This is a genomic window from Streptomyces sp. (assembly GCF_031178505.1).
Lineage (GTDB): Bacteria > Actinomycetota > Actinomycetes > Streptomycetales > Streptomycetaceae > Streptomyces > Streptomyces gulbargensis.
This window is the reverse complement of sequence record NZ_JAPSIW010000173.1, coordinates 1-10,771: the sequence shown is the minus strand read 5'-3', so window position 1 is coordinate 10,771 and position 10,771 is coordinate 1. Positions and strand designations below refer to the sequence as shown.

The following is a 10,771-nucleotide window of genomic DNA, read 5'->3' as shown; positions in this document are numbered from 1 at the left end:
CGCCCCGGTCCGAGGACCGGGGCGGCCTTCCGTGTTCCCACGGGGAGGGCGGTCAGCGCTTGGTGCCGTCCACGATCACCGGGGCGGAACCGGCGTTGCCGCAGGGCACCGCGTAGACCGGGTTCTTCGCCGCCGCCTCCTTGTAGGCGTCGATGCACTGGTTCAGCAGGACCTTGTCCGACAGCGAGTCGTTGAGGATCTTGTTGGCGCGGGCGATGCCCTCGGCCTCGATCCGGCGCCGGTCGGCCTCGGCCTTGGCGGTACGGGCGGCCTCGGTGGCGCGCTCGGTGGCCTGCTGCTGCTGGATCTTGCGGTCGATCTGGTTCTGCAGGGCGTCGGAGGGCTTCACGTTCCGCAGGTTGACCGTGGTCACGTCGATGCCGCGCGGGGCGAGGCGCTCCTTGATCAGGACACCGATCTCGGCGTTGATCTTCTCGCGGTCGGTGGCGTACCCCTGCTCGCTCGTGTACCGGGCGAAGACGTTGCGAACGATCTCCCGGCTGTCCGGGTAGACGAGACGCTGCTGGATGGCGTCCTCGCTGCCCGCGAGCTTGTACAGCTCGACCGACTTGGACGGGACGACGGCCCACTTCACCGTCACCTCGGCGTACATGACACCGCCCTGCAGGGAGCGGACCTCCACCACGTCCTTGTCCGAGAGGTTGAGGTCCACCGGGCGGGTCGAGAAGGTCGTGACGTCCGTGAAGGGCGACTTCAGGTGCATGCCCGAGGTCATGGGCGAGCCGACCTTGCCGAACGCGACCGGCACGCCGACCTCGTACGCGCTGATGACGTACGTCATGCTCGCGACGAGCGAGAAGACACCGGCGACCACGGCACCGAGGGAGCCGAGCCTCAGCCCCTTGGAGTCGTTGGCGCGGGCGACGAAGAACAGCACCACTGCGGCGATGAGCAACAGGATGGCGACGACGAACATGGGCGATCCCCCCGAAACTACGGCCAGAAGTAAACGGAGCGTAAAGCACGCGGGGGTGTGGATACGAGACCGGGGGCGGCCGGACGCACGTCCGGACCGGCGGTGGGCCCGGGCCCCCGCGCCGCCCCGGTCAGATCAGGCCGTGCTCCGTCAGGTACTCCAGCTGCGCCCGTACCGACAACTCCGCCGCCGGCCACAGGGAGCGGTCGACGTCCGCGTACACATGGGCCACGACCTCCGCCGCCGTCCGGTGCCCCTTCTCGACCGCCATCTCCACCTGGGCCAGTCGGCTCGCCCGGTGCGCCAAGTAGTACTCCACGGCCCCCTGGGCGTCCTCCAGGACCGGCCCGTGCCCCGGCAGCACCGTGTGCACGCCGTCGTCCACGGTGAGCGAGCGCAGGCGTCGCAGCGAGTCCAGGTAGTCGCCGAGCCGCCCGTCGGGGTGGGCGACCATCGTCGTACCGCGCCCCAGGATCGTGTCGCCCGTGAGCACGGCCCGGTCGGCCGGGAGGTGGAAGGAGAGCGAGTCCGAGGTGTGGCCGGGCGTCGGGACCACCCGCAGCTCCAGGCCGCCCGTGGTGACGACGTCCCCGGCCGCGAGCCCCTCGTCGCCGAGCCGCAGCGCCGGATCCAGGGCGCGCACCGCCGTCCGCGTCAGCTCGGCGAACCGGGCCGCCCCCTCGGCGTGGTCCGCGTGCCCGTGGGTGAGCAGGGTCAGCCCCACGCGCTTGCCCAGACGTTCCGCCACGGCGATCACCTCGCGCAGGTGGCCCTCGTCCAGCGGGCCCGGGTCGACGACGACGGCCAGGTCGGAGTCCGGTTCGGCGACGATCCAGGTGTTGGTGCCGTCGAGGGTCATGGCGGACGGGTTCGGCGCGAGCACGTTCACGGCGCGGGCGGTCGCCGGTCCGGAGACCACGGCGCCGCGCGGCTGACCGGGGAGAGCCGCCGCGTCAGTCATCACGGCCTCCCGCCGGAACGCGCTTGGTGAACTCCTCGTGCCCCGGCCAGCTCAGGACGACCTCGTCGCCCGCCAGGCGCGCCCGGGCGAGGACGGGGGTCATGTCCTGGTCGGCGGCGGCCGCCAGGGCCTCCTTGGCGCTCCCGTACGGCTCCAGGGTCCGCAGGGTCGAGATCGTCGGCGGCATCATGGTCAGCTCGCCCCGGTCGTAGCCGGCCGCGGCCTCCGCCGGGCGGATCCACACCGTGCGGTCGGCCTCGCCGGAGACGTCCCGGGTGCGCTGCCCGGCCGGGAGCGCGGCCACGAAGAACCAGGTGTCGTACCGCCGCCGCTCGAACTCGGGGGTGATCCAGCGGGCCCAGGCGCCGAGCAGGTCGGAGCGGAGGACGAGGCCGCGCCGGTCGAGGAAGTCGGCGAAGGACAGGTCGCGGGCGACGAGGGCCCGCCGGTCCCGCTCCCAGTCGTCGCCGGTGGTGTCGCCGACGACGGTGTCCGGCGTCTGCCCGGCGAGCAGGACGCCCGCCTCCTCGAAGGTCTCCCGGACGGCGGCGCAGACCACGGCCTGGGCCTGCGCGGGGTCGTCGAGGCCGAGCCGCCCGGCCCAGTCGGCGAGGGAGGGCCCGGCCCACCGCACGGGGTGCTCGTCACGCGGGTCGACACCGCCGCCGGGATAGGCGTACGCGCCGCCGGCGAAGGCCATGGAGGTGCGCCGGCGCAGCATGTGGACGTCCGGCCCCGTCTCCCCGTCGCGCAGCAGGAGGACGGTCGCGGCGCGCCTGGGCTCCACCGGGACGAGTTCCCCCGCGGCGAGGGCGCGGATGCGGTCCGGCCACTCCGGTGGGTACCACTGGCCGTTGGTCCGGGTGTCCTGCCGGTCGTTCCCCTGAGCATTCGACATGGCCGGATGCTATGCGCATCGAACGGAATGCACGAGAGCCGGCCGCCTCGCGCGCGGGGGCGCGGAGCGGCCGGCTCCGTGGTGGTCGCGTAGGCGGCCGGGGTCAGTCCTCGATCAGCTCGACCTGGACCTCGACCTCGACGGGGGCGTCGAGCGGCAGCACGGTGACGCCGACGGCGCTGCGCGCGTGCACGCCCTTGTCGCCGAGGATCTCCCCGAGCAGCTCGCTGGCGCCGTTGATGACGCCGGGCTGACCGGTGAAGTCGGGGGCGGAGGCGACGAAGCCGACGACCTTGACGACCCGCTTGATCCGGTCCAGGTCCCCGGCGACGGACTTCACGGCCGCGAGCGCGTTGAGCGCGCAGCGGGCGGCGAGTTCCTTGGCCTCCTCGGGCGTGACCTCCGCGCCGACCTTGCCGGTCGTCGGAAGCTTGCCGTTCACCATCGGGAGCTGGCCCGAGGTGTAGACGTACGCGCCGGAGCGCACGGCCGGCTGGTAGGCGGCGATCGGGGGCACGACCTCGGGAAGGGTCAGGCCGAGCTCCGCGATCCGCGCCTCGACGGCCCCGCTCACTGCTTGGCCCGCTTCAGGTAGGCCACGAGCTGCTCGGGGTTGTTCGGCCCGGGCACGACCTGGACGAGCTCCCAGCCGTCCTCGCCCCAGGTGTCCAGAATCTGCTTGGTCGCGTGCACCAGAAGCGGCACCGTGACGTACTCCCACTTGGTCATGGAGCCGACTGTAGCCGCTGCCGCGCGGCACCCCTCCGAGGTCCCCCCAGGAACCACCTAGGGGACTTTTCCGGGGCGGCCACCTGATTGTGCGCCGCGGTCAGTGGTTAGGCTCGACAGCGTGAGCAGGCTCCAGGTGGTCAGCGGCAAGGGCGGTACCGGTAAGACGACGGTCGCCGCCGCCCTCGCCCTCGCTCTCGCGACGGAGGGGAAGCGGACCCTCCTCGTCGAGGTCGAGGGCAGGCAGGGCATCGCACAGCTCTTCGAGACGGAGGCACTTCCCTACGAGGAGCGGAAGATCGCCGTCGCTCCCGGCGGGGGCGAGGTGTACGCGCTGGCGATCGACGCCGAGCGGGCGCTCCTCGACTACCTGCAGATGTTCTACAAACTGGGCGGCGCGGGGCGGGCCCTGAAGAAGCTCGGCGCGATCGACTTCGCGACGACGATCGCACCGGGCGTGCGGGACGTCCTGCTGACCGGCAAGGCGTGCGAGGCGGTCCGGCGGCGTGAGCGGAACGGCCGCCCCACCTACGACCACGTGGTGATGGACGCGCCCCCGACGGGCCGCATCACCCGCTTCCTGAACGTCAACGACGAGGTGGCGGGCCTGGCCAGGATCGGCCCGATACACAACCAGGCGCAGGCCGTCATGCGGGTCCTGAAGTCCCCGGAGACGGCGGTGCACCTGGTGACGCTCCTGGAGGAGATGCCGGTCCAGGAGACCGCCGACGGCATCGCCGAGCTGCGGGCGGCCGAACTGCCCGTGGGCCGGGTGGTGGTGAACATGGTGCGTCCGCACGTGCTCGACGAGGCGGCGGTACGGGCCGCCTCCGGCGACCACCGGGAGGCGGTCGCCCGGACACTGGTCTCCGCGGGCGTGGCGGGCGGCGCGCGCCTGGTGGAGCCGCTTCTGGACCAGGCGGCCGAGCACGCCCGCCGGGTGGAGCTGGAGCGGGCGCAGCGCGCCGTCCTGGAGGGCGTGGGGGTGCCCTCGTACGAGCTGCCCTACCTCGGCGACGGGGCGGACATCGCCGGGCTGTACCGGCTGGCGAAGGAACTGCGGAGACAAGGGGTGGGCGCGTGACGGAGCAGACGGCCGGGGCCGGCCACGGTCCCGACGACGGCCCCGGCAACGGCGGTGGCAGCGGTGACGGTGCCGGCGGCGGCGGAGGGGCCTCCGGCGGTGAGGGGCTGGACTCCGTACCCGCCCTGGAGCTGGATCCGATCCTCGACGACCCGGGCACCCGCATCATCGTCTGCTGCGGCGCGGGCGGCGTCGGGAAGACGACCACGGCCGCGGCGCTCGGCGTCCGGGCGGCGGAGCGGGGGCGGCGGGTCGTCGTGCTCACCATCGACCCGGCGCGCCGGCTGGCCCAGTCCATGGGCATCGACTCCCTCGACAACACCCCCCGCAAGGTCGAGGGCATCAAGGGCAGTGACGGCGGCGAACTGCACGCCATGATGCTCGACATGAAGCGGACCTTCGACGAGATCGTCGAGGCGCACGCGGATCCCGAGCGGGCGCGGGCGATCCTGGAGAACCCCTTCTACCAGTCCCTGTCGGCCGGCTTCGCCGGAACGCAGGAGTACATGGCCATGGAGAAGCTGGGGCAGCTCAGGGCCCGCGACGAGTGGGACCTGATCGTGGTCGACACCCCGCCCTCCCGTTCCGCCCTGGACTTCCTGGACGCGCCGAAGCGGCTCGGCTCCTTCCTGGACGGGAAGTTCATCAAGCTGCTCATGGCCCCGGCGAAGGTGGGCGGCCGGGCCGGGATGAAGTTCCTGAACGTCGGCATGTCGATGATGACGGGCACGCTGGGGAAGCTGCTGGGGGGTCAGTTCCTCGGGGACGTGCAGACGTTCGTGGCGGCGATGGACACGATGTTCGGCGGTTTCCGGACCCGCGCGGACGCCACGTACCGGCTGCTCCAGGCGCCGGGGACGGCGTTCCTCGTGGTCGCCACGCCGGAGCGGGACGCGCTGCGCGAGGCGGCGTACTTCGTGGAGCGGCTCGCCGCCGAGAGGATGCCCCTCGCCGGGCTCGTCCTCAACCGGGTTCACGTCAGCGGCGCCGCCGGGCTCTCGGCGGAGCGGGCGCGGGCCGCGGCGGAAAATCTTGAGGAGGGCCGCATTGTGGATCAGGGGCCCGGGAATGCTGGACTGCGTGGCTCCCCGGCCACATCGACCGAGTCGCAAGCCCTCGCCACCGCCGCCACTTCTTCCGTACCCGAGGCTGCCCCCACAGCCGGCCCGCCCATCCCCGCGGGCACAGAAGCAGACGCACGCAGCGCAGCAGACGGAGGCACCGACCCAGGAACGGACGTGAACGCCTCCGCCCCCACGGACGCGTCCGCGGACCCCGCGACAGGGGACGTACGTCAACTCACCGCCGGCCTGCTCCGTCTCCACGCGGAGCGGATGCGGGTGCTCGCGCGCGAGCAGCGCACGCGCGACCGCTTCACCGCCCTGCACCCGGAGGTGGCGGTGACCGAGGTGACCGCCCTGCCCGGCGACGTGCACGACCTCGCCGGGCTGCGGGACATCGGTGATCGGCTCACGGCCGGGCGCACGCCCTCGGCCTGAGCCGGCTCCCCGTACGGGACCCTGGCAGGAGACCCTCTCAAGGGGTCTCGCTCGTGGCCCTGGTACGGGGCCCCGGTGCGAGCCGGGGCCTACCCGACCGCGGCGTACGCCTCGTACGTCGCGTCGTCGTCCATCGCGACGGGCAGCAGGCCCGCGCCGCGCTCGTACTCCGTCCGCGCGGTCTCCAGGAGCCGGCGCCACGAGGTGACGGTCGGCCGCCGGCGGAGCAGGGCACGGCGCTCGCGCTCCGTCATGCCGCCCCACACGCCGAACTCGACGCGGTTGTCGAGCGCGTCGGCCAGGCACTCGGTCCGCACCGGACAGCCGGTGCACACCGCCTTCGCCCTGTTCTGCGCCGCTCCCTGCACGAAAAGTTCATCCGGATCGGTAGTGCGGCAGGCCGCCTGCGCACTCCAGTCAGCTACCCAGCCCATACCGGCGCCGTCCTCTCCCGAATCGAGGCTCCCCCACGGCGGCAGCGGCATATTCACCGCTGCCAGTTGGGACGTTACGGAAGGTGGGCACAGCGCAACACCCCCTTCGGGCCCAATCTTGAATGGTCCGAACGGACTATGCGTGTACGTCAGATCACCCAGGGGAGTGACCGGAGGACATACGACAGGTAGCGGACATGCCGCGCGTACCTGCCCTTCCTCCGCGGGGACACGAGGGGCACCGTGTGACGCAGGGGCCGGAAACGGACACGAGATTCCCGTGTTTCGGGGTCACGGGAATTCACGCCGATGTCATGCACGGGTCTTGATGCGGAACCACGCTGCTGTGACAGTTGGGAGCAGCTTAGGCCAACGCCTGCCCGTCTGTCCGGCGATTCGCCACGCGGACGCCAGGCGTCGCCACGCCTCCGGACGGATCCGCCAGGGCCGTCCGCGGGGCCGCCCGGATGTCACGGTCTCGTACGCGAACGCTCCGAGAGGCCCCTGCTCCTGCGGAACGGCCAGTACTACGGATTAGGCTGCCCCCATGGCAAAGAAGCGCTCGGGCGGTGGCCTGACCGGGACCCAGCAGGCCGCCAAGTTCCTCGGTGTCAGTGTGCTCTCCGGAGCCGTGCTGGCAGGCATCGCCCTGCCCGCGGCCGGGGCACTCGGACTGGCCGCGAAGGGCACGGTCGAGGGGTTCGACGAGATCCCCGCCAACCTGAAGACGCCACCGCTCAGTCAGCGCACCACGATCCTCGACTCCGAGGGCGGCCTGATCGCGACCGTGTACTCGCGGGACCGGAAGGTCGTACCGCTGGAGAAGATCTCCCCGTACATGCAGAAGGCGATCGTCGCGATCGAGGACTCGCGCTTCTACGAGCACGGGGCGATCGACCTCAAGGGCGTGCTGCGCGCCATCAACCGCAACGCGCAGTCGGGCGGTGTCGCGCAGGGCGCGTCCACGCTGACCCAGCAGTACGTGAAGAACGTCTTCGTCGAGGAGGCCGGCGACGACCCCGAGAAGGTCGCGCAGGCCACCCAGCAGACCATCGGCCGCAAGGTCCGCGAGCTGAAGTACGCGATCCAGGTCGAGGAGGAGCTGGGCAAGAAGAAGATCCTGGAGAACTACCTCAACATCACGTTCTTCGGGCAGCAGGCCTACGGCATCGAGGCCGCCTCCCAGCGCTACTTCTCCAAGCCGGCCGCCCAGCTCGACCTCGGCGAGGCCGCGATGATGGCCGGCCTGGTCCAGTCGCCGAGCCGCTACGACCCGGTCAACGACCTCCAGGAGGCGACGAAGCGGCGCAACATCGTCCTCCAGCGGATGGCCGACGTGAAGGACATCAGCCAGGCGGAGGCCGACAGGGCCAAGGCCAAGCCGATCAAGCTCAAGGTCAAGACACCGCGGAACGGCTGCATCACCGCCGTCGACGGCTCCGGATTCTTCTGCGACTACGTCCGCAAGACGATCCTCAACGACCCCGTCTTCGGCAAGACGGCCGAGGAGCGGCAGAAGCTGTGGAACCTCGGCGGCCTGACCATCCGGACGACGCTGGACCCGCGCGCCCAGGCCGCCGCCAACGAGGCCGCCATCGCCAAGATCTACAAGGACGACCCGGTCGCCGCCGCCGTCGTCCAGGTCCAGCCGGGCACCGGCAAGATCCTCTCCATGGGCCAGTCCCGCCCGTACGGCCTGGACCAGAAGCAGCACCAGACGACGCTCAACCTCTCCGTCGGCAGCAAGATGGGCGGCACGACGTACGGCTTCCAGGTCGGTTCGACCTTCAAGCCGATCACCGCCGCCGCGGCCCTGGAGAAGGGCCTCAGCCCGGCGCAGACCTTCGACGACCCGTGGAAGATCAAGATCCCGGAGAAGGACTACACCCGCTGCGACGGGAAGCCCGCCGGCTACGCCACCTGGGAGGTCGGCAACGAGGTCGAGTCGGAGAAGGGCCTCTACGACATGACGAGCGCCCTGGGCAAGTCCATCAACACGTACTTCGCCAAGCTGGAGCAGATGGCCGGCCTGTGCGAGACGATCACGATGGCCAAGAACGTCGGCTACGAGCGTGAGCTCGGCAAGAAGGTGCAGGAGCTGCCCTCCATCACCCTCGGCGCCCAGGAGAGCACCCCGCTCGACATGGCCGCCGCCTACGCGACCTTCGCCAACCGGGGCATCTACTGCGTCCCGGTCGCCATCGAGTCGATCAAGGCCGCCAACGGCGACAAGCTGAACGTGCCGCAGACCTCGTGCAAGCGCGCGATGAGCGACCGTACCGCCGACACGATCAACCAGATGCTGAAGGGCGTCGTCGAGGACGGCACGGGTACGAAGGCGGGCCTGAGCGACCGCGACAACGCGGGTAAGACGGGTACGACCAACGACCGCAAGGACGCCTGGTTCGTCGGCTACACGCCGAACCTGTCGACCGCCGTCTGGGTCGGTGACGACATCGGCGAGAAGAAGTCGATGTACGACATCCGGATCGGCGGCCAGGTCTACGACAAGGTGTGCGGTGGCTGCCTCCCCGGCCCGATCTGGCGGATCGCGATGACGGGCGCGCTGGAGGCGGGCGAGACGCCGTCCTTCGCCCCCGTCTCGGTGCCGCGCGGCGACAAGCCGAAGCAGCCGGAGAACGGCCCGAACAAGCCGAAGCAGCCGGGCGACAACAAGCCGGCCGGAAACAAGCCCGCTGACACCAGGCCGCCGGCCGACCTCTTCCCGGGCATCTCGATCCCGGAGGACCTGTTCGGCGGAAACGGCCGGGGCAACGGCCGCGGCGGAAACCACTGACCTCCCGGCACCGGAAAGGGCGCCCCACCTCGGGTGGGGCGCCCTTCGCCGTACGACCTCCGTGCCGGTCCGGCGGGCGGATCAGCCCGCGAGGAGCTTCTTCACGACCGCGGCGACGCGGCCGCCCTCGGCGCGGCCGGCGACCTTCGGGTTGACGATCTTCATGACGGCGCCCATGGCGCGCGGCCCCTCGGCGCCTGCGGCCGTCGCCTCCGCGACCGCCGCCGCGACGATGTTCTCCAGCTCCTCGTCACCGAGCTGCTTCGGCAGGTACGCGTCGAGGACGGCGCCCTCCGCCAGCTCCCGCTCGGCGGACTCGGCGCGACCGCCCTGGGTGAAGGCGTCCGCGGCCTCGCGGCGCTTCTTCGCCTCGCGGGCGATCACCTTCTGCACCTCGTCGTCGGAGAGCTCGCGCTTGGTCTTGCCGGCGACCTCCTCCTTGGTGATCGCGGCGATGGTCAGCCGCAGGGTCGAGGAGCGGAGCTCGTCACGCTCCTTGATCGCGGCGTTGAGGTCGTCCTGAAGCTTGGCCTTGAGCGTGGTCATGGGGTCAAGTGTGGCAGGTGCCCCGGCCCGCCCGCCCGCGCATTTCCGGCCGCCGGGTCTGCGACGATGGGGGGATGCGCGCACGGTACGGGATCCCCCTGAAGATCACGGCAGGTGTCACGGCGACGGCCGCGGCCGGACTCGTCTACGCGGCGGGCTTCGAAGCCCGCTCCTTCCGGCTCCGCCGGATCACGGTCCCGGTGCTCCCCCGCGGCATGGGCGACCTGCGGGTCCTGCAGGTCTCCGACATCCACATGGTGAGCGGCCAGCGCAAGAAGCGGGCCTGGCTCCAGAAGCTCGCCGGGCTCCGCCCCGACTTCGTCGTCAACACCGGTGACAACCTCTCCGACCCCGACGCGGTGCCGGAGCTCCTGGACGCCCTGGGTCCGCTGATGGACTTCCCCGGCGTGTACGTCTTCGGCTCCAACGACTACTACGGGCCGCGTCTGCGCAACCCCGCCCGCTACCTGCTGGAGAAGGCGCAGGGCCGGTACGGCCTCAACGGCAACAAGCCGGTCGTCGGCGCGATCCACAACCCCTGGGAGGGCATGCGGGACGCCTTCGACGCGGCCGGCTGGGTGAACCTCACCAACACCCGTGGCCGGCTCAAACTGCCGCAGGCCGACTTCGCGTTCACCGGCCTGGACGATCCGCACATCAAGCGGGACCGGTACGCCCGCGTGGCCGGCGGCCCCGACACCACCGCCGACTTCACCATCGGCGTGGTGCACGCGCCGTACCTCCGCTCCCTGGACGCCTTCACCGCCGACGGCTACGAGCTGATCCTCGCCGGACACACCCACGGCGGGCAGCTGTGCATCCCCTTTTACGGAGCGCTCGTCACCAACTGCGACCTGGACACCGACCGGGTGAAGGGCCTCTCCTC

Annotated in this window: 11 protein-coding genes; 4 read left to right on the top strand and 7 right to left on the bottom strand. The window is 71.3% G+C overall.

The annotated features are described in order from the left end of the window. Positions 1-52 precede the first annotated feature (52 nt). The 5 genes from RIF68_RS14425 to RIF68_RS14405 form a co-directional block, all read right to left on the bottom strand. A complete protein-coding gene (locus tag RIF68_RS14425; RefSeq protein ID WP_309051634.1) occupies positions 53-937 on the bottom strand; it encodes a prohibitin family protein in 885 nt (294 codons plus the stop codon). Between the two features lie 130 nt (positions 938-1,067). Continuing rightward, entirely contained in the window at positions 1,068-1,898 is an 831-nt protein-coding gene (locus RIF68_RS14420) for an MBL fold metallo-hydrolase (RefSeq protein ID WP_309051633.1), read from the bottom strand. Next, entirely contained in the window at positions 1,891-2,796 is a 906-nt protein-coding gene (locus RIF68_RS14415) for an NUDIX domain-containing protein (protein WP_309051632.1), read from the bottom strand. Before RIF68_RS14415 ends, RIF68_RS14420 begins: the two co-directional genes overlap by 8 nt. A 103-nt stretch (positions 2,797-2,899) precedes the next feature. Beyond that, on the bottom strand, positions 2,900-3,370 hold the full coding sequence (locus tag RIF68_RS14410) for a RidA family protein (protein WP_309051631.1): 471 nt from the start codon (positions 3,368-3,370) through the stop codon (positions 2,900-2,902). Further along, positions 3,367-3,525, bottom strand: coding sequence for a DUF4177 domain-containing protein (locus RIF68_RS14405; RefSeq protein WP_309051630.1), 159 nt, complete (start codon positions 3,523-3,525; stop codon positions 3,367-3,369). The genes RIF68_RS14410 and RIF68_RS14405 overlap by 4 nt, the downstream gene beginning before the upstream one ends. 121 nt (positions 3,526-3,646) lie before the next feature. Here RIF68_RS14405 and RIF68_RS14400 point away from each other — a divergent pair, with 121 nt between their 5' ends. Together RIF68_RS14400 and RIF68_RS14395 are read left to right on the top strand one after the other, a co-directional pair. Further along, entirely contained in the window at positions 3,647-4,609 is a 963-nt protein-coding gene (locus tag RIF68_RS14400; RefSeq protein ID WP_309051629.1) for an ArsA-related P-loop ATPase, read from the top strand. A 107-nt stretch (positions 4,610-4,716) separates the two neighbouring features. Beyond that, positions 4,717-6,108, top strand: coding sequence for an ArsA-related P-loop ATPase (locus tag RIF68_RS14395; protein WP_309051635.1), 1,392 nt, complete (start codon positions 4,717-4,719; stop codon positions 6,106-6,108). Positions 6,109-6,197: 89 nt separating this feature from the next. Here RIF68_RS14395 and RIF68_RS14390 read toward each other — a convergent pair whose 3' ends face one another. Continuing rightward, positions 6,198-6,542 carry a WhiB family transcriptional regulator gene (locus RIF68_RS14390; RefSeq protein ID WP_030206027.1) on the bottom strand — a complete coding sequence of 115 codons (345 nt, stop codon included), beginning with the start codon at positions 6,540-6,542 and terminating at the stop codon, positions 6,198-6,200. A 547-nt stretch (positions 6,543-7,089) separates the two neighbouring features. Between RIF68_RS14390 and RIF68_RS14385 the strand changes: the two genes are divergently transcribed. Further along, positions 7,090-9,339, top strand: a complete 2,250-nt coding sequence (locus RIF68_RS14385; protein ID WP_309051628.1) for a transglycosylase domain-containing protein — start codon at positions 7,090-7,092, stop codon at positions 9,337-9,339. An 81-nt stretch (positions 9,340-9,420) separates the two neighbouring features. Here the strand turns inward: RIF68_RS14385 and RIF68_RS14380 are convergent, their stop codons facing one another. Beyond that, positions 9,421-9,885, bottom strand: a complete 465-nt coding sequence (locus RIF68_RS14380) for a GatB/YqeY domain-containing protein (RefSeq protein ID WP_309051627.1) — start codon at positions 9,883-9,885, stop codon at positions 9,421-9,423. A 74-nt stretch (positions 9,886-9,959) separates the two neighbouring features. On the opposite strand from RIF68_RS14380, the gene RIF68_RS14375 reads away from it, so the two are divergent. Then, on the top strand, positions 9,960-10,771 hold an 812-nt coding region (locus RIF68_RS14375; protein ID WP_309051626.1), incomplete at its 3' end, for a metallophosphoesterase.

Bases quoted from the DNA above. Each gene is read 5' to 3' on its own strand.
- RIF68_RS14425 (WP_309051634.1), bottom strand. From the start codon at position 937: ATGTTCGTCGTCGCCATCCTGTTGCTCATCGCCGCAGTGGTGCTGTTC.
- RIF68_RS14420 (WP_309051633.1), bottom strand. From the start codon at position 1,898: ATGACTGACGCGGCGGCTCTCCCCGGTCAGCCGCGCGGCGCCGTGGTC.
- RIF68_RS14415 (WP_309051632.1), bottom strand. From the start codon at position 2,796: ATGTCGAATGCTCAGGGGAACGACCGGCAGGACACCCGGACCAACGGC.
- RIF68_RS14405 (WP_309051630.1), bottom strand. From the start codon at position 3,525: ATGACCAAGTGGGAGTACGTCACGGTGCCGCTTCTGGTGCACGCGACC.
- RIF68_RS14390 (WP_030206027.1), bottom strand. From the start codon at position 6,542: ATGGGCTGGGTAGCTGACTGGAGTGCGCAGGCGGCCTGCCGCACTACC.
- RIF68_RS14385 (WP_309051628.1), top strand. From the start codon at position 7,090: ATGGCAAAGAAGCGCTCGGGCGGTGGCCTGACCGGGACCCAGCAGGCC.
- RIF68_RS14380 (WP_309051627.1), bottom strand. From the start codon at position 9,885: ATGACCACGCTCAAGGCCAAGCTTCAGGACGACCTCAACGCCGCGATC.